Origin of the sequence: Pseudomonas resinovorans NBRC 106553 (assembly GCF_000412695.1) — a bacterium.
Taxonomy (GTDB): Bacteria; Pseudomonadota; Gammaproteobacteria; order Pseudomonadales; family Pseudomonadaceae; genus Metapseudomonas; species Metapseudomonas resinovorans_A.
In genome coordinates, this window is record NC_021499.1 from 6,147,228 (window position 1) to 6,167,082 (window position 19,855).

Here is a 19,855-nt window from a genome sequence, read left to right on the forward strand (position 1 = left end):
TCGACAGCGGCAACCCGAACTGGAAGCTCAGCTTCGCCCCGGGCCCGGCCCTCACCCGTTCGACCGTCTCGCCCTGGATGCTGGCGTTGGCCACCCTGCTCGCCCTGGGCGGCGCGGTGGTCGGCCTGAAACTCAGCCAGGGCGCCCTGCTGCGCAAGTTGCGCGAGGACGCCGAGCAGCTCAATCAACTGCTGCAAGAACTCTCGAACGGCAAGAGCGTCAAAGCTTTCAGTCTGCGCCTGCCAGCGCTGGACAGCCTGGCCCAGGCGCTCGCCCGCCAGCCCAGGCGCAAGCCCGAAACGGCGCCGGAGAACGGCCTGGCCCAGACGAACGCCAGCAGCCCCGCGCCCCAGGCACCCGCACGGCCGGCCGGATTGGCCGACCCACTTTTCCAAGATACCGACATTCTCGATATCGACATCCTCGACGAAGACCAGGACCTCCTGGGATTGGAGCAAGCCCCCGCCATGACCAGCATCGAACAGATCGCTCCCACCCTGCCCGCCAGCATCTTCCGCGCCTACGACATCCGCGGCGTGGTTGGCGACACCCTCACCACCGATACCGCCTACTGGGTCGGTCGTGCCATCGGTTCGGAAAGCCTGGCCCGTGGCGAACCCGCTGTCTCGGTCGGCCGTGACGGCCGCCTGTCCGGCCCCGAGCTGGTGCAGGCACTGATCCAGGGTCTGCTGGACTGCGGCTGCCAGGTCACCGACGTCGGCATGGTTCCCACCCCGGTCCTCTACTACGCAGCCAACGTCCTGGCCGGCAAATCCGGCGTGATGCTCACCGGTAGCCACAACCCGCCGAACTACAACGGCTTCAAGATCGTGGTCGCCGGCGAGACCCTGGCCAACGAGCAGATCACCGCCCTGCACACCCGCATCCAGAACAACGACCTGGCCAGCGGCGTCGGCAGCATCGAAGTGGTCGACGTGCTGGAGCGCTACTTCCAGGAAGTCCGCGACGACATCGCCATGGCCAAGCCCATGAAGGTAGTGGTGGACTGCGGCAACGGCGTGGCCGGCGTGATCGCCCCGCAGCTGATCGAGGCCCTGGGCTGCACCGTGATCCCGCTGTTCTGCGACGTCGACGGCAACTTCCCCAACCACCATCCGGACCCGGGCAAGCCCGAGAACCTGGAAGACCTGATCGCCAAGGTGAAGGAAGAGAAGGCCGACCTGGGCCTGGCCTTCGACGGCGACGGCGACCGCGTGGGCGTGGTGACCAACGAAGGCACCATCATCTACCCCGACCGCCTGCTGATGCTCTTCGCCAAGGACGTGGTCTCGCGTAACCCCGGCGCCGACATCATCTTCGACGTCAAATGCACCCGCCGCCTCACCTCCCTCATCAGCGGCTACGGTGGCCGCCCGGTGATGTGGAAGACCGGTCACTCGCTGATCAAGAAGAAGATGAAGGAAACCGGCGCGCTGCTGGCTGGCGAAATGAGCGGCCACATCTTCTTCAAGGAGCGCTGGTACGGCTTCGACGACGGCATCTACAGCGCCGCGCGCCTGCTGGAAATCCTCAGCCAGGACAAGCGTGACGCCGAACATGTGTTCTCGGCCTTCCCCAAGGACGTCTCCACCCCGGAGATCAACATCACCGTCACCGACGAGAGCAAGTTCCAACTGATCGAGCGCCTGCAGCGCGAGGCCAGCTGGGGCGAAGCCAACCTCACCACCCTCGATGGCGTGCGTGTCGATTATCCGAAGGGCTGGGGCCTGGTCCGCGCCTCCAACACGACCCCCGTGCTGGTGCTGCGCTTCGAGGCCGACAACGAGGAAGAGCTGGAACGCATCAAGCAGGTGTTCCGCAGCCAACTCACCATGATCGCCCCTGAACTCAACCTGCCGTTCTGATCCGTTTCACTGGAGTCCAGCATGACCCTCAGCCTCGACGCTGCTTCCCAAGTCGCCCAGGTCCTGTCCGAAGCGCTGCCCTATATCCGCCGCTTCGTCGGCAAGACCCTGGTGGTCAAGTACGGCGGCAACGCCATGGAAAGCGACGAGCTGAAGGCCAGCTTCGCCCGCGACGTGGTGCTGATGAAAGCCGTCGGCATCAACCCGGTGGTGGTGCACGGCGGTGGCCCGCAGATCGGTGACCTGCTCAAGCGCCTGTCCATCGAGAGCCACTTCATCGACGGCATGCGCGTGACCGACGCGCAGACCATGGACGTGGTGGAGATGGTCCTGGGCGGCCAGGTGAACAAGGACATCGTCAACCTGATCAACCGCCATGGCGGCAGCGCCATCGGCCTGACCGGCAAGGACGCCGAGCTGATCCGCGCGAAGAAGCTCACCGTTTCCCGCCAGACCCCGGAGATGACCCAGCCGGAGATCATCGACATCGGCCACGTGGGCGAGGTCACCAGCGTCAACACCGACCTGCTGAACATGCTGGTCAAGGGCGACTTCATCCCGGTGATCGCGCCCATCGGCGTGGGCGCCAACGGCGAGTCCTACAACATCAACGCCGACCTGGTGGCCGGCAAGGTGGCCGAGGCGCTGAAGGCCGAGAAGCTGATGCTGCTGACCAACATCGCCGGCCTGATGGACAAGCAGGGCAAGGTGCTCACCGGCCTCTCCACCGAGCAGGTCAACGAGCTGATCGCAGACGGCACCATCTACGGCGGCATGCTGCCGAAGATCCGCTGCGCCCTTGATGCGGTGCAGGGCGGCGTGAACGCCGCGCACATCATCGACGGCCGCGTACCCCATGCGGTGCTCCTGGAGATCTTCACCGACAGCGGTGTCGGCACCCTGATCACCAACCGCAAGCGTCCCTGACAGCAGTGACACCCAACAGGCCGGAGCGATCCGGCCTGTTCTTTTTGAGGAACCGGAAATGGCCAAGCTGTCCCGCGACGACTTCTGCTTCTTCCATCCCCTGCGCGTGCGCTGGGCCGAGGTGGACCCGCAAGGCATCGTGTTCAACGGCAACTACCTGACCTACGCCGACGTCGCCATCACCGAATACTTCCGCAGCCTGGACGTGGCCTACCCGGCCGACCTGCTGAAGGACGGCGGCGACTTCTTCGCGGTGAAGACCCTGCTGGAATACCTGGCGCCGGCGCGTTTCGACGAGCAGCTGGAGATCGGCGTGCGGGTCAGCCGCCTGGGCGGCGCGAGCATGGCCTTCAGCCTGGGTATCTGGCGCGCGGGCGAGCAGCTGACGTCGGGCGAGGTGGTCTACGTGCACGCCGATGCCGGCAGCCGCAGGAGCCTGCGTCTGCCGGACTGGCTGAGGGAGCGGGTACAGGGCTTCGAGCGGGTGGCGCCGGAGAGCTGAGTCCGCCGCTCAGCGCAGGCCGCCGAGCAACTCGGCGAGCCGCGCACGGTCCGCGGCAAAAGCGGCCTTGGCGGCCGCGCGGTCCCTCTCGTAACGGGCGATGTCCTGGTCGATGCCCTTCTGCTGGTCGCGCAGGTTGCCGATCTGCTCCACCAGGTGGCTCGGGACTTCACGTCCGGCCCGCTCGCTTTCCGCCGCCTGGCCCTGCAGGTTGGTCTGCTGGGTGCGCAGCGACTGCTGGTTGCCGCGCGCCACGCCGATCAGGCTATCCAGCTCGGCCATCTTGCGCTCCAGGGCGCGGTCGACATCTTCGACACTGGTGTACAGCCGCAGCAACTGGGCATCGGAACTGGCGCGGGCCTTGGCGTCCAGCTGGCGCTGCATCTCTTCGCGGCTGGGCGCCGGCGGGATCACGCGGATCACCCGGCCCTGCTCGTTGAGCACCTCATAGCCCTTGCCGATGAACTCCGGCGGTACGCCCTGGCGATCCAGCACGGTAACGCCCTTGTCATCGACGTAGCGATACAGCTCTGTCGCACCGGCCAATGCCGGCGCCAACAGTACCAGCGACAAACCAAAGCGGCGTGCAAACGGCTTCAGCATGAGGACTCCCAGCCCCGAGTGATCAGATACCGAAGTTGGCGCGATAGGTTTCTACCGCCGGCAGATGCTTCTTCAGCTCGGCATCGCCAGCCAGGTACTCCAGTACCTGCTCCAGGGACACGATGCTGACCACCGGCATACCGAAGTCACGCTCTACTTCCTGTATAGCCGAGAGTTCGCCCTGACCGCGCTCCTGACGATTCAACGCGATCAACACACCGGCCGCCTGGGCGCCCTGTGCCTGGATGATCTGCATCACTTCGCGAATCGCGGTACCGGCGGTGATCACGTCATCGATGATCAGCACGCGACCGGCCAGCGGCGCGCCCACCAGGGTGCCGCCTTCGCCGTGATCCTTGGCTTCCTTGCGGTTGAAGCACCAGGGAATGTCGATGCCATGATGCTCGGCCAGCGACACGGCGGTGGCGGCGGCGAGCGGAATGCCCTTGTAGGCCGGGCCGAACAGCACATCGAAGGGAATGCCGCTGTCGACCACTGCGGACGCATAGAAGCGACCGAGCTGGGCGAGCGCCAGGCCGCTGTTGAACAGGCCGGCATTGAAGAAATAGGGGCTGGTACGCCCGGATTTGAGAGTGAACTCACCGAAACGCAGTACTCCGCGCTCGATGGCAAAGCGAATGAAATCGCGTTGATACGCCTGCATGAAAAGCCTCGGACGGCACGGATTTAGCTAAATAGAAAGAGCTCGGGTATCATACACGCACGTGTTTTTGGGGGCCATTTATGCGGATCATCAGTGTGAACGTGAATGGTATTCAAGCCGCGGCCGAGCGAGGACTCCTCAGCTGGCTGCAGGCTCAGAATGCCGACGTGATCTGCCTGCAAGACACCCGTGCCTCCGCCTTCGACCTGGACGACCCTGCCTTCCAACTGGATGGTTATTTCCTCTATGCCGGCGATGCCGAAGTGCCTGCCCAAGGTGGCGTGGCACTCTATTCGCGGTTGCAACCCAAGGCGGTGATCTGGGGACTCGGCTTCGAGTCCTGCGATCGGTACGGACGCTACCTGCAGGCAGATTTCGACAAAGTGAGTATCGCTACCCTGCTGCTTCCATCCGGGCAAGGCGGTGATGAGAACCTGAACCACAAGTTCAAGTTCATGGACGAACTCGCCCATTATCTGAACAAACAGCGCCGCAAGCGCCGCGAATACATCTACTGCGGCTCGCTCTACGTCGCCCATCAGAAGCTGGATGTGAAGAACTGGCGCGATTGCCAGCAGATCCCCGGCTTCCTGGCGCCCGAGCGCGCCTGGATGGACGAGGTGTTCGGCAACATGGGCTATGTCGATGCCCTGCGCGAAGTCAGCCGCGAAGGCGACCAGTTCAGCTGGTGGCCGGACAACGAGCAGGCCGAGATGCTCAACCTCGGCTATCGCTTCGACTACCAGGTGCTCACGTCCGGCCTGCGCCGCTTCGTACGCAGCGCCCGCCTGCCGCGTCAGCCGCGCTTCTCCCAGCACGCGCCGCTGATCGTCGACTACGACTGGCTGCTCAGCGTGTGACACCAGGCAGAAAAAAGCCGGCTTTCGAGCCGGCTTTTTCTTGTCCGCGATCCGCTATTTGATCAGGCGCCAGCAGAACGGATAGCGGTAGGCCTGGCCTTCGTTGGCCTTGATCCCGGCGATGATGGTGAGCACCAGCGCGCCGATGCTCACCAGGCCCAGCAGCGGGAAGCCGATCACCACCAGCATCAGCAGGAAGCACACCACCACGGCCAGGGCCACGGTGATCTGGAAGTTCAGCGCTTCCTTGCCCTGGGCGTCGACGAAGGGATCGAGGTCCTTCTTGATCTGCCAGACGATCAGCGGCCCCAGCAGGTTGCCGAAGGGGAACACCAGGCCGAGGAAGGCGGAGAAATGGCAGAACATCGCCCATTGCCGCACTTCCCGGTTCGGCTCCTGATACTGAGTGGGTTCGTCCATTCCTGCGTCTCCTCGTGCTTGTGCGGTGTCAGTCGGCCAGGGCGGCGCGCTGCAGATCGAACAGCTCGTTCAGGCCCTTGCGCGCCAGGTCGAGCATGGCGGTCAGCTCTTCCGGCTGGAAGGGCGCACCCTCGGCGGTGCCCTGGACTTCGATGAAGCCGCCGGCATCGGTCATGACCACGTTCAGGTCGGTTTCGGCTGCGGCGTCTTCCAGGTAATCCAGGTCGAGGACCGGCACGCCCTGGTAGATGCCCACGGAAACCGCGGCGACCATCTGCTTGAGCGGCTCACCCTTCAGCGATCCACGCTTCTTCAACACCTTCAGCGCATCCATCAGGGCCACCATGGCGCCGGTGATGGAGGCGGTACGGGTGCCGCCATCGGCCTGGATCACATCGCAGTCCAGGTAGATGGTGTTCTCGCCCAGCTTGGACATGTCCAGGGCGGCGCGCAGCGAGCGGCCGATCAGACGCTGGATCTCCAGGGTGCGACCGCCCTGCTTGCCACGGCTGGCCTCGCGCTGGTTACGCTCGCCGGTGGCGCGCGGCAGCATGCCGTACTCGGCGGTCAGCCAACCCTGGCCCTGGCCCTTGAGGAAGCGCGGCACGCCGGCTTCGACACTGGCCGTGCAGATCACTTTGGTATCCCCGAATTCCACCAGCACGGAACCTTCGGCGTGCTTGGTGTAGTTGCGGGTGATGCGGATCGGGCGCAACTGATCGGCCGCGCGGCCACTGGGACGTTTCATGGGGGCTTACCTGTTCGGGAGAAATCTGCCGGCCATTATAGAGGCCCCGCGCCACGGCGGACATCGCCGCGTTGGGAGCCACGGGCCGCCTGGGCTACAATCGCCTCCTTTGATCGACGAAACCGAGAGGACACCCCATGGTGCACAGCATGACCGCCTTCGCCCGCGTCGAACGGGCCGGCCCCTACGGCACCCTCAGCTGGGAACTGCGCTCGGTCAACCACCGCTACCTCGAACCCCACCTGCGCCTGCCCGATGCCTTCCGTGACCTCGAAGGCCCGGTACGCGACGCCCTGCGCCAGGGCCTGTCCCGCGGCAAGGTGGAAATCACCCTGCGCCTGGCCGAAGAAAGCGCCGGCAAACCCCTGCAGGTGGACCGCGATCGCGCCAGCCAGCTGATCCAGGCCGCCGAAAGCGTCGCCGCGCTGATCAAGCAGCCCGCCCCGCTCAATCCCCTGGAAGTCCTCGCCTGGCCGGGCGTGCTGGTGGCCGACGCCGCCGACCCCCAGGCCCTGAACGCCGCCGCCATGGAAGCCTTCGCCGAGGCCCTTGGCGAGCTGAAGAACGGCCGCGCCCGCGAAGGCGCCGAGCTGGCCCGCCTGATCAATGAGCGCCTGGACGCCATGCAGGACGACGTCACCGCCCTGCGCGCGCTGGTCCCGCAGATGCTCGCCACCCAGCGCCAGAAGATCCTCGACCGCTTCGGCGAAATGAAGGCCGAGCTGGATCCCCAGCGCCTGGAGCAGGAAATGGTCCTGCTGGCCCAGAAGAGCGACGTCGCCGAAGAGCTCGACCGCCTCGGCACCCACGTCAGCGAAGTTCGCCGCGTGCTCAAGGCCGGCGGTGCCGCCGGTCGGCGCCTGGATTTCCTGATGCAGGAACTCAACCGCGAAGCCAACACCCTGGGCTCCAAGGCCTTCGACCCGCGCAGCACGCAGGCTGCGGTCAACCTCAAGGTGTTGATCGAGCAGATGCGCGAACAAGTCCAGAACATCGAGTAAGAGACCGCCTCCATGACCGCCACTCCCGGCACCCTGTACATCGTTTCCGCCCCCTCCGGCGCCGGCAAGACCAGCCTGGTCAAGGCGCTGATCGACGCCGAGCCGAACATCCGCGTCTCCGTGTCCCACACCACCCGTGGCATGCGCCCGGGCGAGGTGGACAGCGTCAACTACCACTTCACCAGCCGCGAGAAGTTCGTGCAGATGCTCGAGCACGGCGACTTCCTGGAGCACGCCGAAGTCTTCGGCAACCTCTACGGCACCTCCCAGAGCACCGTGCTGCAGACCCTGGCCGAAGGCCACGACCTGATCCTCGAGATCGACTGGCAAGGCGCCCAGCAGGTCCGCCACCTGATGCCCCAGGCCAAGTCCATCTTCATCCTGCCGCCGAGCCAGGAAGCCCTGCGCCAGCGCCTGGACAACCGCGGCCAGGACAGCGAAGAGATCATCGAACGGCGCATGCGCGAGGCGGTCAGCGAGATGAGCCACTACGTCGAATACGACTACCTGGTGATCAACGACGACTTCGCCACCGCCCTGGAAGACCTCAAGGCGATCTTCCGCGCCAACCAGCTGCGCCACGCGCCGCAGCAGGTTCGCCACGGTGTCCTGCTGGCGCAACTGCTGGCCTGAGACCACACTCCACGGGAGGCGCTGGAAAATCGGCGCTTCCCTATTTGCTGGCGATTTTTTAGACTATCCAGTCCGCTCGCCCATTCGGGCTCGGCATCAGCCATTCATTTCGTGCTACGAGGAACACCATGGCCCGCGTTACTGTTGAAGATTGCCTGGACAACGTCGACAACCGCTTCGAGCTGGTCATGCTCGCAACCAAGCGTTCCCGTCAGCTGGCCACCGGCGGCAAAGAGCCGAAGGTAGCCTGGGAAAACGACAAGCCGACCGTAGTCGCCCTGCGCGAAATCGCTGCCGGCCTGGTCGATTACGATGTGATCGCCCAGGAAGACATCGTCGAGGAAGAGCCGCTGTTCGCCGCATTCGAGGACGAGGCCAACGAGGCCCTCTGAATCCATGCCTGGTCGACGTCGCACGGCGCAGGGTAACGAGGGCCGGCAAGGAGAGAGATCTTGCCGAGCATAGACGTCCTCGCCGAACGACTGTCGACCTACCTCGGCGCAGACCAGGTCAACCTGGTGCGCCGAGCCTACTTCTACGCCGAGCAAGCCCACGACGGCCAGCGCCGCCGCAGCGGTGAAGCCTACGTCACCCATCCGCTCGCCGTAGCCAACATCCTCGCCGACATGCACATGGACCATCAGAGCCTGATGGCCGCGATGCTGCATGACGTGATCGAGGACACCGGCATCGCCAAGGAAGCCTTGAGCGCGCAATTCGGCGAGACCGTCGCCGAGCTGGTGGACGGGGTCAGCAAACTGACCCAGATGAATTTCGAGTCCAAGGCCGAGGCCCAGGCCGAGAACTTCCAGAAGATGGCCATGGCCATGGCCCGCGATATCCGCGTGATCCTGGTCAAGCTGGCCGACCGCCTGCACAACATGCGCACCCTGGAAGTGCTGTCCGGCGAGAAGCGCCGGCGCATCGCCAAGGAAACCCTGGAAATCTACGCCCCCATCGCCAACCGGCTGGGCATGCACAGCATGCGCGTGGAATTCGAGGACCTGGGCTTCAAGGCCATGCACCCGATGCGTTCCGAGCGCATCCGCGCCGCGGTCCGCCGGGCACGGGGCAACCGCAAGGAAATCGTCAACAAGATCGAGGAATCGCTGACCAACTGCCTGCGCCGCGAAGGCATGGAAGGCGAGGTCATCGGCCGCGAGAAGCACCTCTTCAGCATCTACAAGAAGATGCGTGGCAAGCGCCGGGCGTTCAACGAGATCATGGACGTCTACGCCTTCCGCATCATCGTCGACAAGGTCGACACCTGCTACCGCGTGCTCGGCGCCGTGCACAACCTGTACAAGCCACTGCCCGGCCGCTTCAAGGATTACATCGCGATCCCCAAGGCCAACGGCTACCAGTCGCTGCACACCACCCTGTTCGGCATGCACGGCGTGCCCATCGAGATCCAGATCCGCACCCGCGAGATGGAAGAGATGGCCAACAACGGCATCGCCGCCCACTGGCTGTACAAGTCCGCCGAGGACGAGCAGCCCAAGGGCACCCACGCCCGCGCCCGCCAGTGGGTCAAGGGCATCCTGGAGCTGCAGCAACGTGCCGGCAACTCCCTCGAATTCATCGAGAGCGTGAAGATCGACCTCTTCCCCGACGAGGTCTACGTGTTCACGCCCAAGGGCCGCATCATGGAGCTGCCCAAGGGCTCCACGGCGGTCGACTTCGCCTACGCGGTGCACACCGACGTCGGCAACACCTGCATCGCCTGTCGTATCAACCGTCGCCTGGCGCCACTCTCCGAACCGCTGCAGAGCGGCGAGACGGTGGAGATCGTCACCGCGCCGGGCGCCCGGCCGAACCCGGCCTGGCTCAACTTCGTGGTCACCGGCAAGGCGCGCACGCACATCCGCCACGCGCTCAAGCAGCAGCGCCGCTCCGAATCCATCAGCCTCGGCGAGCGCCTGCTGAACAAGGCCCTGGCCGGCTTCGAGAGCCACCTGGACAAGATCAGCCCCGAGCGCATCCAGGCCATCCTCGGCGAGTACCGCCAGGACGTGCTGGAAGACCTGCTGGAAGACGTCGGCCTGGGCAACCGCATGGCCTACGTGGTCGCCCGCCGCCTGCTGGCCAGCGACGGCGAGCAGTTGCCGAACCCTGAAGGCCCGCTGGCGATCCGTGGCACCGAAGGCCTGGTGCTGAGCTACGCCAAGTGCTGCACGCCGATCCCGGGGGACCCGATCGTCGGCCACCTGTCCGCCGGCAAGGGCATGGTCGTGCACCTGGAAAGCTGCAAGAACATCGGCGAGATCCGGCACAACCCGGAAAAATGCATCCAGCTGTCCTGGGCCAAGGACGTCGCCGGCGAGTTCAATGTGGAGTTGCGCGTCGAACTGGAACACCAGCGTGGCCTGATCGCCCTGCTGGCCAGCAGCGTCAACGCCGCCGATGGCAACATCGAGAAGATCAGCATGGACGAGCGCGATGGTCGCATCAGCGTCGTCCAGCTGGTGGTCAGCGTGCACGACCGCGTGCACCTGGCCCGCGTGATCAAGAAGCTGCGCGCGCTCAAGGGGGTGATCCGCATCACCCGCGTGCGGGCGTAGCCGATCCTCAAGACCCAAGGAGTTCCCATGAGCAAGACCGTCATCAGCAGCGAGAAAGCCCCTGCCGCCATCGGCACTTACTCCCAGGCCATCAAGGCCGGCAACACCGTCTACATGTCGGGCCAGATCCCGCTCGATCCCAAGACCATGGAGCTGGTGGAAGGCTTCGAAGCCCAGACCGTGCAGGTGTTCGAGAACCTGAAAGCCGTGGCCGAAGCCGCCGGCGGTTCCTTCAAGGACATCGTCAAGCTGAACATCTTCCTCACCGACCTCTCGCACTTCGCCAAGGTCAACGAAGTCATGGGCCGTTACTTCCAGCAGCCCTACCCGGCCCGCGCCGCCATCGGCGTCGCCGCCCTGCCGCGCGGCTCCCAGGTTGAAATGGACGCCATCCTGGTCCTCGAGTAAGAGCCTCTACCGCTACGGGCCGTCCGGCCCGTGGCACCGTTCCGGAAGGACTCCGTCATGCGCCTCACCCTCCCCCTGCTGCTCTGCGCGGCCATTCTCGGCGGCTGCTCCAGCACCCCTTCGGACCCCAGCGGCATCTGGATCAACCAGGCGGCGATCAATGCCGCGGCCCAGGAGGGCAGACTGCGCGAAGCCCTGCTCGCCTACGGCCCGAACCTGGAATGGCAGATCGACCAGAAATCCGACGAAGCCAACTACAGCAATGGCTTCGAACTGGGTGAAGGGCGCCTCAACGCCCAGGAAGACGGCAGCTGGCGAGTGGATTTCTACGGCGACTACCACGAGACCCTGGAAGTGGACGGCAAGGAACTGGTCCAGCAGGCCAGCGACAACCTCCCCGAGCAGCGTTTCGTCCATCCCCAGCAGGCACCCGCCGACGGTGCCCCACCGGGCAGCGCCTTCGAGCACGCGCTCTACTCCGCCTACCTGGGCGGCACCTGGAAGATCGTCGAAGGACGCGGCCAGGGCGGCCTGGTCAAGTTCAACCCGGACGGCAGCCTGGAAGGCCTGCCGGGCGCCGATCGCTTCGCGCTCTGCCTGGCTGGCGACTGTGCGGCGATGAGCGGCGAAAACGACAGCATCTGGCTGCAGCAGGGCAACCAGGGTGCGGCCTGGATCTTCGTCCACGACGGCGACGAGCTGGAAATCCTCGAAGCCCGCAATCGCGCACAGGTCGACGAAATGCCCGAGTACGGCCCCGGCAACCGCGCCTGGCTGCTGGAACGCGACTGACCGATCCGCACCGAGCTTTCCGTAGGTTGGCGCTGACCGGCCGACCTACGAGAACACCCCCAGCGTCAGCCATCCCCCTAGTGCCAGCAACAGCGCACCGCAGAAGCGGTCCAGCGCCCTGACCCGCAGCTGCAGTCGCCCTCGCCAGCGCGGATGGCGCAGCAAGCGCACCAGCGCCATATCCCAGACCAGCACCACCAGGGTCATCCAGGCCATGCTCATGAGCAGGCCCCAGCCGGGTATGGCGGCATTGCGCAGCACACCGAACAGCCCCGCGTAGAAGATCGGCAGCTTGGGGTTCAGGGTGCTGGCCAGCAACCCTTCGGCAAAGCCGCTCCTCCAGGACCCGCGCTCGCCCGCCTCGCCATCCGGCAGCGCCAGTTCGCGTCGCGCCAGCAATGCCCGCGCACCCAGCCAGAGGAAGTAGAGACCACCGACCAGCTGCAGCCCCCACCAGAGCGGACCGCCCGCAGCCGGCAGCAGGCTCAGGGCCAGCAACACCAGCGCCATGCTGAGCAGGTTGGCCAAAGCGATCCCCGCGGCGCAGCCATCGGCATGGCGCAGCCCCCGCACCAGCCCCGCACGCAGCAACAGGAAAAAGTCCGGCCCCGGTGACAGCAGGGCGGCGAAATGGGTGCTGGCGACCAGCGTGAACAACGCGAGCATGACATCGAGCCTCCATGAAAGACGGCGGCCAGTGTCGAAGCCCACTGTGGTGCAGGTCTTGGAGAAAACTCAGGTGCGCGCGGCGCGGCGGAACTGTCCCGGGGTGACCCCGGTGAAGCGCTTGAAGGTACCGGAGAAATGCGCCTGGTCGTAGAAACCCAGGGACAGCGCCACCTCCAGCGGCGGCTGGTCGCCGAGCAACAGGCGCTTGGCCTCGCGTACCCGGCGTTGCAGCAGGTAAGTGTGCGGCGGCACGCCGTAGGCGCGGCGGAAGGCCTCGATCAGGTGGCGCGGATGGCGCTGCACCAGCCCGGCCAGTTGCTCCAGGCTGACCGCCTCGGCGTAATGGGCTTCCAGGTAATCCCGCAGAAATGCCGTCACCCCGCCGTCCCGCTGGGCCGGGGCCGCCGCGCGCAGGCCGCCGTGGCGCACGAAGACCCGTTCCAGCACCTCCAGCAGCTCGCTTTCCAGGGCCAATGCAGCGCCCCGCTCGAACTCCGTCGCCAGGCGCGCCAGCCCGGCCGCCACCTGGCCATCGTCGGCCGGGTTCAACTCGCGAAAGCCGGTGGGCAGTCGCTTGCGCCCCAGCAGCGCCGGCAGGCGCGCTTCCTCGACATAGAGCATGCGGTAGACCAGGCGCGGTGACTCGGCATGGCCGGTGTGCGGCTCCTCGGGGTTCATCAGCGACAGGGTGCCGGCCGGCAATGCATGACGCGCGCCCCGGCACTGGTAACCGCCCACGCCCTGGAGGATGGCGCCGATGGCAAAGGCATCATGGCTGTGACGGCCGAAGGGTTGGCCGGAGAAATCCGCATGGAACAGCTCCACCCCCGGCAACCAGGGGCGGGCCAGCATGCGGTTGGCGTCCATTTTCAGGCGTCGTCGAGGATGGCCGCGTAACCTTCGCGGTAGCTCGGGTAACGCGGCGCCCAGCCCAGGGCGCGGGCACGGGCGTTGCTGCAACGCTTGCTGCCGGAGCGGCGCACCGTGGACTCCTCGGCCCACTCGGTCACCCCCATCCGCTCGCGCAGCCAGCCCATCACCTCGTGGAGCGGCGCCGGTGCGTCGTCGACGCCCAGGTAGCAGTCCTCCAGCGCCACACCGGCGGCGTCGGCCGCGAGCAGGTGGGCCAGCAAGCCGGCGCAATCGGCGACATGGATACGGTTGGCGTAGAGCGGCGGTTCGCTCACCACCCGGTAGCCCATGCGCACCTGCTTGAGCAGCCATTCGCGGCCGGGGCCATAGATGCCGGTCAGGCGCACGCGGGTAGCCGGAATGCCGCTGGCCAGGGCCAGTCGCTCGGCTTCCAGCATCACTTGTCCGGAGTATCCCTCGGCTTCGGCGGGCGAGCGCTCGTCGATCCACTCGCCGTCGCGCTGGCCATAGACACCGCTGCTGGAGACGAACAGCAGACGACGAGGCTTCTGCCCATGCAAGGCCAGCCAGGCCAGTACGTGGCGCAGACCCTCGACATAGGCGGAACGGTAGCCGGCCTCATCGTGCTGGTTGGCCGCCGCGCAGTAGACCAGGTAGTCCAGCGGCTCCCGTGGCCAGTCCGCCGGGCAGGTGGGCTGTTCCAGATCGCCTGCAACCGGGAGAACGCCTGCCGGCAGTGCCGCGACCTGGCGTCGCAGGCCGTGGACGGTCCAGCCGGCCCGCAGCATTGCCTGCCCCAGGCGGCTGCCGACATCGCCGCAGCCGGCGATCAAGAGGGAAGCGGACATCGAGAACACTCCGAAAAAGTCACCAGAATAGAGCGCCGACCGGCTATCGCCAAATGCCCCCGCCAGCACGGCAAATCGCCAGACGGCAACAGGAAGGTTATAGAGTCACTTTTACAAACAAGAATTACTTGCAATAATGCGAGCCCTTCGGTCCAGGTTGACGCTCCAGCGCCGACGGACGAAACAGCTTCCTTCATTCAGGTCCGGCCAGCATGAATCCTAACGCCCGCAACGCACAGCCCAACATTGCCTCTCGCCCGCCACGCCTGCTGGCAGCCCTGCTGATCAGCCTGATGCTGGCCCCCACCGCCTCCTTCGCCGAAGAGCCGACCGCCCAGGCCGTACCGGCCGAAGCCAGCCAGCCCGCGGCTGCAGCACCGGCCGCAGGTGCCGCCACCCCGGCCGCCGCCGAAGGCGCAGTGGCTGCTGACGGCGCCGCAGCGCCGGCCGATGCCGCCGCCCTCGACCCGAACGCCCTGCCCACCGACCCGCTGGCCGCCGAGGCCGAAGGCGAGCAGATGCTGGCCCACGACCTGTCGCCCTGGGGCATGTACCAGAACGCCGATATCGTGGTGAAGGCCGTGATGATCGGCCTGGCCCTGGCGTCGGTACTGACCTGGACCGTCTGGATCGCCAAGGGCTTCGAGCTGCTGACCGCCAAGCGCCGCCTGCAGCGTGAGCTGGCCGTACTGAAGGGCGCCCGCACCCTCGGCGAAGCCGCCGAGAAGGCCGCCGCCGCCTCCTGCGTGTCCCACCTGCTGGTGCATGACGCCCAGGAAGAAGTGAAGCTCTCGGCCAACACCCGCGAGAAGGAAGGCATCAAGGAACGCGTGAGCTTCCGCCTGGAGCGCCTGGTAGCCGCCAGCGGCCGGCAGATGAGCCAGGGCACCGGCGTGCTCGCCACCATCGGTTCCACAGCCCCCTTCGTCGGCCTGTTCGGCACCGTCTGGGGCATCATGAACAGCTTCATCGGCATCGCCAAATCCCAGACCACCAACCTCGCCGTGGTGGCCCCCGGTATCGCCGAAGCCCTGCTGGCCACCGCTCTCGGCCTGGTGGCGGCAATCCCGGCGGTAGTCATCTACAACGTGTTCGCCCGCTCCATCGCCGGCTACAAGGCCCAGGTGTCCGACGCCTCCGCCCAGGTCCTGCTGCTGGTCAGCCGCGACCTCGACCACACGGCCGACCGTGTCCAGTCTCCGCAAATCGCCAAAGTAGGCTGATCCATGGGAATCCATCTGAACGATGGTGGCGATGATCTCCAGGAAACCCACGAGATCAACGTCACCCCCTTTATCGACGTGATGCTGGTGCTGCTGATCATCTTCATGGTCGCGGCGCCCCTGGCGACGGTGGACATCAAGGTCGACCTGCCCGCCTCCACCGCCAAGCCGGCGCCGCGGCCGGACAAGCCGATCTACCTGAGCATCAAAGAAGACAAGAGCCTGTTCCTGGACAACGAACAGGTCACCGAGGAGCAGCTGGGCGGCGTGCTGGACAAGCTGACCAACGCCGACAAGGACAAGACCATCTTCGTCCGTGGCGACAAGGTGGTGGAGTACGGCCGCCTGATGGAAGTCATGGACGCCCTGCGCGGTGCCGGCTACCTCAAGATCGGCCTGGTCGGCCTCGAGACGGTCGGGACTAAATGAGCCAAGGCAAACGCAAGCTGTCGCAATGGGGCGTCAGCCTGGTCGTCGTGCTCGGCCTGCACATCGGCCTCGGCCTCTGGGCGCTCTACTGGCGCCCGCACGCCGAGCCGATCGAGCTGCCGCTCGCGGCCATGGTCGTGGAGCTTGAGCCGCTGCCGGCCCCGGCGCCCAGGCCGGCACCGCCACCGCCGCCCCAGGTCGAGCCCGAACCCGAGCCGCTGCCCAAGCTGGTTGAAGCGCCCAAGCCGAAGATCGCCATCGCGCCCAAGCCGAAACCCAAGCCCAAGCCGCCGAAACCCAAACCGCCGGAGCCCAAGCCTGATAAGCCGCGGGAAACCGAGAGCGTGAAGGAAAGCGTCGCCGCGCCGACCACCCCGGCACCGAGCGATACCAAGCCCGCGGCCCAGCAGCAGGCCGCCGCCAGCGCGCCGTCGGACGCCAAGCCGACCTGGCAGAGCAAGCTGCTCAGCCACCTGGCCCGCTACAAGCGCTACCCGGAAGACGCCCGCCGTCGTGGCTTCGAAGGCGTGAATCGCCTGCGCTTCGTGGTCGATGGCGAAGGCAAGGTGATCTCCTACTCCCTGGTGGGCAAGTCGGGCAGCGCTTCGCTGGACCGCGCCACCCTGGAGATGATCCGTCGCGCCCAGCCACTGCCGCCGCCGCCGCCGGAGCTGCTGAACAACGGCTCCCTGGAAGTGGTCGCGCCCTTCGTCTACTCGCTGGACCGCCGCTGATACCCAAGCGCCCGCGCACCGCGCGGGCGCTTGGTTCCATTGACTCCAGCCGCTATGCTTGCCGGACCTCAATGGAAAAATCCTATGACTCTCACCGAACTGCGCTACATCGTCACTCTCGCCCAGGAACAGCACTTCGGCCGTGCCGCCGAGCGTTGCCATGTGAGCCAGCCGACCCTGTCGGTCGGGGTGAAGAAGCTGGAAGACGAGCTCGGCGTGCTCATCTTCGAGCGCAGCAAGAGCGCGGTACGCCTGACCCCGGTCGGTGAGGGCATCGTCACCCAGGCCCAGAAGGTATTGGAGCAGGCCCAAGGCATCCGCGAGATGGCCCAGGCCGGCAAGAACCAACTGGCCGCACCGCTCAAGGTGGGCGCCATCTACACCGTCGGGCCCTACCTGTTCCCGCACCTGATCCCCCAGCTGCACCGGGTCGCCCCGCAGATGCCGCTGTACATCGAAGAGAACTTCACCCACGTCCTGCGCGACAAGCTGCGCACCGGCGAGCTGGACGCGATCATCATCGCCCTGCCCTTCGCCGAAGCCGACGTGCTGACCAAGCCGCTCTACGACGAACCCTTCTACGTACTACTGCCCTTCGGTCACCCCTGGACCGCCCGCGAGACCATCGACAGCGAGCTGCTCAACGACAAGAGCCTGCTGCTGCTCGGCGAAGGCCACTGCTTCCGCGACCAGGTGCTGGAAGCCTGCCCGAGCCTGCGCAAGGGCGGCGAAGACAGCGCCAAGCACACCACCGTGGAATCCAGCTCCCTGGAAACCATCCGCCACATGGTCGCTTCGGGCCTGGGCGTGTCGATCCTGCCGTTCTCGGCGGTGGACAGCCATCACTATGCCCCCGGTGTGATCGAGATCCGCCCGCTGACCCCGCCCGTGCCCTTCCGCACCGTGGCCATCGCCTGGCGCGCCAGTTTCCCGCGTCCGCGCGCCATTGAAGTGCTGGCGGACTCCATCCGCCTCTGCTCGGTCGCACTGCCGCAGACCCAGGGCGAACCCCAACCGGCATGACCGAGCTGGCCCGCGTCCCGGTTACCGCGCTCAAGGGCGTAGGCGCCGCCCTGGCGGAAAAGCTCGCCAAGGTCGGCCTGGAGAACCTTCAGGACATCCTCTTCCACCTGCCCACCCGCTACCAGGACCGCACCCGCATCACGCCCATCGGCGAGCTGCGCCCGGGCCAGGATGCGGTGGTCGAAGGCATAGTCGGCGGCGCGGACGTGGTCATGGGTCGCCGCCGCAGCCTGCTGGTGCGCCTGCAGGACGGCAGCGGGACCCTCAGCCTGCGCTTCTTCCACTTCAGCCAGGCGCAGAAGGACGGCCTCAAGCGTGGCGCTCAGCTGCGCTGCTACGGCGAGGTGCGCCCCGGCGCCACCGGCCTGGAGATCTACCACCCGGAATACCGCGCCCTGAGTGGCGACGAAGCGCCGCCGGTGGAGCAGACCCTGACGCCCATCTACCCCACCACCGAAGGCCTTACCCAGCAGCGCCTGCGCTCCCTCAGCCAGCTCGCCCTGGCCCGTCTCGGCCCGCAGAGCCTGCCGGACTGGCTGCCCAGGGAACTGGCCCGTGACTACCACCTGGGCTCGCTCGACGAGGCCATTCGCTACCTGCACCGCCCGCCGCCGGACGCCGACCTGGAAGAGCTCGCGGAAGGCCAGCACTGGGCCCAGCAACGCCTGGCCTTCGAAGAACTCCTGACCCACCAGCTGTCCCTGCAGCGTCTGCGCGAAAGCCTGCGCGCCCAGCACGCGCCGCCGTTGCCGCCGGCACGCAAGCTGCCCAAGCAGTACCTGGCCAACCTCGGCTTCAAGCCCACCGGCGCCCAGCAGCGGGTGGGCGCCGAGATCGCCTACGACCTGGCCCAGCAGGAACCCATGCTGCGCCTGGTGCAAGGCGACGTCGGCGCCGGCAAGACGGTGGTCGCCGCCCTCGCCGCGCTGCAGGCGCTGGAGGCCGGCTACCAGGTAGCGCTGATGGCGCCCACCGAGATTCTCGCCGAGCAGCACTACGTCAACTTCAGCAAATGGCTGCAGCCGCTGGGCATCGAAACCGCCTGGCTCGCCGGCAAGCTCAAGGGCAAGGCCCGCGCGGCAGCCCTGGAGCAGATCGCCGCCGGCACGCCCATGGTGGTCGGCACCCACGCGCTGTTCCAGGACGAGGTGAAGTTCAAGCGCCTGGCCCTGGTGATCATCGACGAGCAGCACCGCTTCGGCGTCCAGCAACGCCTGGCCCTGCGCAGCAAGGGTGTGGACGGCCGCCTCTGCCCGCACCAGCTGATCATGACCGCCACCCCCATCCCGCGCACCCTGGCCATGAGCGCCTACGCCGACCTGGACACTTCGATCCTCGACGAGCTGCCGCCCGGCCGCACCCCGGTGAACACCGTGCTGGTGGCCGACAGCCGCCGTATCGAGGTGATCGAGCGGGTCCGCGCCGCCTGCCAGGAAGGCCGCCAGGCCTACTGGGTCTGCACCCTGATCGAGGAGTCCGAAGAGCTCACCTGCCAAGCGGCGGAAACCACCTTCGAAGACCTTTCCTCGGCCCTGGGCGAGCTGCGCGTCGGCCTGATCCACGGGCGCATGAAGCCCGCCGAGAAAGCCGCGGTGATGGCCGAATTCAAGGCCGGCGCCCTCCAGCTGCTGGTGGCCACCACCGTGATCGAGGTGGGGGTGGACGTCCCCAACGCCAGCCTGATGATCATCGAGAACCCCGAGCGCCTCGGCCTCGCCCAGTTGCACCAGTTGCGCGGCCGCGTTGGCCGGGGCAGCGCCGCCAGCCACTGCGTGCTGCTCTACCACGCGCCCCTGTCCCAGCTCGGCCGCGAGCGCCTGGCGATCATGCGCGAGACCTGCGACGGCTTCGTCATCGCCGAGAAGGACCTGGAACTGCGCGGCCCCGGCGAAATGCTCGGCACCCGCCAGACCGGCCTGCTGCAGTTCAAGGTGGCCGACCTGATGCGCGACGCCGACCTGCTACCGGCCGTGCGCGACGCGGCCCAGGCCCTGCTGGCCCATTGGCCTCAGCATGTCAGTCCACTATTGGAGCGCTGGTTACGTCACGGCCAACAGTACGGACAAGTGTGA

22 protein-coding genes are annotated in these 19,855 nt (G+C 66.5%); 15 read left to right on the plus strand and 7 right to left on the minus strand.

What is annotated here, in order from left to right; all coding sequences use genetic code 11:
* Window positions 1–467: 467 nt before the first annotated feature.
* Genes algC through PCA10_RS27560 form a run of 3 tightly spaced genes read left to right on the plus strand, consistent with a single transcriptional unit; the run spans window position 468 to window position 3,294 of the window.
* Window positions 468–1,865 (plus strand): phosphomannomutase/phosphoglucomutase, encoded by a 1,398-nt coding sequence (gene algC / locus PCA10_RS30825; protein ID WP_197539891.1) that lies wholly within the window; start codon window positions 468–470, stop codon window positions 1,863–1,865.
* Window positions 1,866–1,886: 21 nt separating this feature from the next.
* Window positions 1,887–2,792, plus strand: a complete 906-nt coding sequence (gene argB / locus PCA10_RS27555) for an acetylglutamate kinase (protein WP_016495378.1) — start codon at window positions 1,887–1,889, stop codon at window positions 2,790–2,792.
* A 58-nt stretch (window positions 2,793–2,850) separates the two neighbouring features.
* A complete protein-coding gene (locus PCA10_RS27560; protein ID WP_016495379.1) occupies window positions 2,851–3,294 on the plus strand; it encodes an acyl-CoA thioesterase in 444 nt (147 codons plus the stop codon).
* Between the two features lie 9 nt (window positions 3,295–3,303).
* Here PCA10_RS27560 and PCA10_RS27565 read toward each other — a convergent pair whose 3' ends face one another.
* Together PCA10_RS27565 and pyrE are read right to left on the minus strand one after the other, a co-directional pair.
* Window positions 3,304–3,897 carry a DUF4124 domain-containing protein gene (locus tag PCA10_RS27565; protein ID WP_016495380.1) on the minus strand — a complete coding sequence of 198 codons (594 nt, stop codon included), beginning with the start codon at window positions 3,895–3,897 and terminating at the stop codon, window positions 3,304–3,306.
* A gap of 22 nt (window positions 3,898–3,919) precedes the next feature.
* Window positions 3,920–4,561, minus strand: coding sequence for an orotate phosphoribosyltransferase (gene pyrE / locus PCA10_RS27570; protein WP_016495381.1), 642 nt, complete (start codon window positions 4,559–4,561; stop codon window positions 3,920–3,922).
* An 80-nt stretch (window positions 4,562–4,641) separates the two neighbouring features.
* Here pyrE and PCA10_RS27575 point away from each other — a divergent pair, with 80 nt between their 5' ends.
* Window positions 4,642–5,421 carry an exodeoxyribonuclease III gene (locus tag PCA10_RS27575; protein ID WP_016495382.1) on the plus strand — a complete coding sequence of 260 codons (780 nt, stop codon included), beginning with the start codon at window positions 4,642–4,644 and terminating at the stop codon, window positions 5,419–5,421.
* Between the two features lie 54 nt (window positions 5,422–5,475).
* Here PCA10_RS27575 and PCA10_RS27580 read toward each other — a convergent pair whose 3' ends face one another.
* The gene (locus PCA10_RS27580; RefSeq protein WP_016495383.1) at window positions 5,476–5,841 is read right to left on the minus strand and encodes a DUF4870 domain-containing protein; all 366 of its coding nucleotides are present in this window, start codon (window positions 5,839–5,841) and stop codon (window positions 5,476–5,478) included.
* Between the two features lie 28 nt (window positions 5,842–5,869).
* Window positions 5,870–6,589, minus strand: coding sequence for a ribonuclease PH (gene rph, locus PCA10_RS27585; protein WP_016495384.1), 720 nt, complete (start codon window positions 6,587–6,589; stop codon window positions 5,870–5,872).
* 137 nt (window positions 6,590–6,726) lie between these two features.
* Between rph and PCA10_RS27590 the strand changes: the two genes are divergently transcribed.
* From PCA10_RS27590 to PCA10_RS27615, 6 genes are all read left to right on the plus strand, one after another.
* Window positions 6,727–7,590 carry a YicC/YloC family endoribonuclease gene (locus PCA10_RS27590; protein ID WP_016495385.1) on the plus strand — a complete coding sequence of 288 codons (864 nt, stop codon included), beginning with the start codon at window positions 6,727–6,729 and terminating at the stop codon, window positions 7,588–7,590.
* A 12-nt stretch (window positions 7,591–7,602) separates the two neighbouring features.
* Window positions 7,603–8,223, plus strand: coding sequence for a guanylate kinase (gene gmk / locus PCA10_RS27595; protein ID WP_016495386.1), 621 nt, complete (start codon window positions 7,603–7,605; stop codon window positions 8,221–8,223).
* 128 nt (window positions 8,224–8,351) lie between these two features.
* Complete coding sequence (gene rpoZ / locus PCA10_RS27600) at window positions 8,352–8,615, plus strand: DNA-directed RNA polymerase subunit omega (RefSeq protein ID WP_016495387.1); 264 nt, start codon at window positions 8,352–8,354, stop codon at window positions 8,613–8,615.
* A 60-nt stretch (window positions 8,616–8,675) separates the two neighbouring features.
* Window positions 8,676–10,784 (plus strand): bifunctional GTP diphosphokinase/guanosine-3',5'-bis pyrophosphate 3'-pyrophosphohydrolase, encoded by a 2,109-nt coding sequence (gene spoT, locus PCA10_RS27605; RefSeq protein ID WP_016495388.1) that lies wholly within the window; start codon window positions 8,676–8,678, stop codon window positions 10,782–10,784.
* A 27-nt stretch (window positions 10,785–10,811) separates the two neighbouring features.
* Window positions 10,812–11,192, plus strand: coding sequence for a RidA family protein (locus PCA10_RS27610; protein ID WP_016495389.1), 381 nt, complete (start codon window positions 10,812–10,814; stop codon window positions 11,190–11,192).
* Window positions 11,193–11,249: 57 nt separating this feature from the next.
* Window positions 11,250–11,984: a hypothetical protein gene (locus tag PCA10_RS27615; RefSeq protein WP_016495390.1), complete on the plus strand. Its 735-nt coding sequence runs from the start codon at window positions 11,250–11,252 to the stop codon at window positions 11,982–11,984.
* 45 nt (window positions 11,985–12,029) lie between these two features.
* On the opposite strand, the gene PCA10_RS27620 is transcribed toward PCA10_RS27615, so the two are convergent.
* The 3 genes from PCA10_RS27620 to PCA10_RS27630 form a co-directional block, all read right to left on the minus strand.
* Window positions 12,030–12,650: a LysE family translocator gene (locus PCA10_RS27620; RefSeq protein ID WP_016495391.1), complete on the minus strand. Its 621-nt coding sequence runs from the start codon at window positions 12,648–12,650 to the stop codon at window positions 12,030–12,032.
* Between the two features lie 69 nt (window positions 12,651–12,719).
* The gene (locus PCA10_RS27625) at window positions 12,720–13,520 is read right to left on the minus strand and encodes a helix-turn-helix transcriptional regulator (RefSeq protein ID WP_016495392.1); all 801 of its coding nucleotides are present in this window, start codon (window positions 13,518–13,520) and stop codon (window positions 12,720–12,722) included.
* 2 nt (window positions 13,521–13,522) lie between these two features.
* Window positions 13,523–14,374 carry an NAD-dependent epimerase/dehydratase family protein gene (locus PCA10_RS27630; protein WP_016495393.1) on the minus strand — a complete coding sequence of 284 codons (852 nt, stop codon included), beginning with the start codon at window positions 14,372–14,374 and terminating at the stop codon, window positions 13,523–13,525.
* Window positions 14,375–14,586: 212 nt separating this feature from the next.
* On the opposite strand from PCA10_RS27630, the gene exbB reads away from it, so the two are divergent.
* From exbB to recG, 5 genes are all read left to right on the plus strand, one after another.
* On the plus strand, window positions 14,587–15,597 hold the full coding sequence (exbB, locus tag PCA10_RS31205; RefSeq protein ID WP_016495394.1) for a tonB-system energizer ExbB: 1,011 nt from the start codon (window positions 14,587–14,589) through the stop codon (window positions 15,595–15,597).
* Window positions 15,598–15,600: 3 nt separating this feature from the next.
* A complete protein-coding gene (gene exbD, locus PCA10_RS27640; RefSeq protein WP_016495395.1) occupies window positions 15,601–16,026 on the plus strand; it encodes a TonB system transport protein ExbD in 426 nt (141 codons plus the stop codon).
* Window positions 16,023–16,760, plus strand: a complete 738-nt coding sequence (locus tag PCA10_RS27645; RefSeq protein WP_016495396.1) for an energy transducer TonB — start codon at window positions 16,023–16,025, stop codon at window positions 16,758–16,760. Before exbD ends, PCA10_RS27645 begins: the two co-directional genes overlap by 4 nt.
* An 84-nt stretch (window positions 16,761–16,844) precedes the next feature.
* Window positions 16,845–17,783: a hydrogen peroxide-inducible genes activator gene (locus tag PCA10_RS27650; protein ID WP_016495397.1), complete on the plus strand. Its 939-nt coding sequence runs from the start codon at window positions 16,845–16,847 to the stop codon at window positions 17,781–17,783.
* Complete coding sequence (recG, locus tag PCA10_RS27655; RefSeq protein ID WP_016495398.1) at window positions 17,780–19,855, plus strand: ATP-dependent DNA helicase RecG; 2,076 nt, start codon at window positions 17,780–17,782, stop codon at window positions 19,853–19,855. The genes PCA10_RS27650 and recG overlap by 4 nt, the downstream gene beginning before the upstream one ends.

Coding starts and splice junctions, on each gene's coding strand:
- exbD (WP_016495395.1), top strand. CDS start 15,601: ATGGGAATCCATCTGAACGATGGTGGCGATGATCTCCAGGAAACCCAC.
- recG (WP_016495398.1), top strand. CDS start 17,780: ATGACCGAGCTGGCCCGCGTCCCGGTTACCGCGCTCAAGGGCGTAGGC.
- PCA10_RS27565 (WP_016495380.1), bottom strand. CDS start 3,897: ATGCTGAAGCCGTTTGCACGCCGCTTTGGTTTGTCGCTGGTACTGTTG.
- PCA10_RS27645 (WP_016495396.1), top strand. CDS start 16,023: ATGAGCCAAGGCAAACGCAAGCTGTCGCAATGGGGCGTCAGCCTGGTC.
- gmk (WP_016495386.1), top strand. CDS start 7,603: ATGACCGCCACTCCCGGCACCCTGTACATCGTTTCCGCCCCCTCCGGC.
- PCA10_RS27610 (WP_016495389.1), top strand. CDS start 10,812: ATGAGCAAGACCGTCATCAGCAGCGAGAAAGCCCCTGCCGCCATCGGC.
- exbB (WP_016495394.1), top strand. CDS start 14,587: ATGAATCCTAACGCCCGCAACGCACAGCCCAACATTGCCTCTCGCCCG.
- PCA10_RS27560 (WP_016495379.1), top strand. CDS start 2,851: ATGGCCAAGCTGTCCCGCGACGACTTCTGCTTCTTCCATCCCCTGCGC.
- PCA10_RS27625 (WP_016495392.1), bottom strand. CDS start 13,520: ATGGACGCCAACCGCATGCTGGCCCGCCCCTGGTTGCCGGGGGTGGAG.
- PCA10_RS27590 (WP_016495385.1), top strand. CDS start 6,727: ATGGTGCACAGCATGACCGCCTTCGCCCGCGTCGAACGGGCCGGCCCC.
- PCA10_RS27620 (WP_016495391.1), bottom strand. CDS start 12,650: ATGCTCGCGTTGTTCACGCTGGTCGCCAGCACCCATTTCGCCGCCCTG.
- algC (WP_197539891.1), top strand. CDS start 468: ATGACCAGCATCGAACAGATCGCTCCCACCCTGCCCGCCAGCATCTTC.
- pyrE (WP_016495381.1), bottom strand. CDS start 4,561: ATGCAGGCGTATCAACGCGATTTCATTCGCTTTGCCATCGAGCGCGGA.
- PCA10_RS27650 (WP_016495397.1), top strand. CDS start 16,845: ATGACTCTCACCGAACTGCGCTACATCGTCACTCTCGCCCAGGAACAG.
- rpoZ (WP_016495387.1), top strand. CDS start 8,352: ATGGCCCGCGTTACTGTTGAAGATTGCCTGGACAACGTCGACAACCGC.
- PCA10_RS27580 (WP_016495383.1), bottom strand. CDS start 5,841: ATGGACGAACCCACTCAGTATCAGGAGCCGAACCGGGAAGTGCGGCAA.
- PCA10_RS27575 (WP_016495382.1), top strand. CDS start 4,642: ATGCGGATCATCAGTGTGAACGTGAATGGTATTCAAGCCGCGGCCGAG.
- argB (WP_016495378.1), top strand. CDS start 1,887: ATGACCCTCAGCCTCGACGCTGCTTCCCAAGTCGCCCAGGTCCTGTCC.
- PCA10_RS27630 (WP_016495393.1), bottom strand. CDS start 14,374: ATGTCCGCTTCCCTCTTGATCGCCGGCTGCGGCGATGTCGGCAGCCGC.
- PCA10_RS27615 (WP_016495390.1), top strand. CDS start 11,250: ATGCGCCTCACCCTCCCCCTGCTGCTCTGCGCGGCCATTCTCGGCGGC.
- rph (WP_016495384.1), bottom strand. CDS start 6,589: ATGAAACGTCCCAGTGGCCGCGCGGCCGATCAGTTGCGCCCGATCCGC.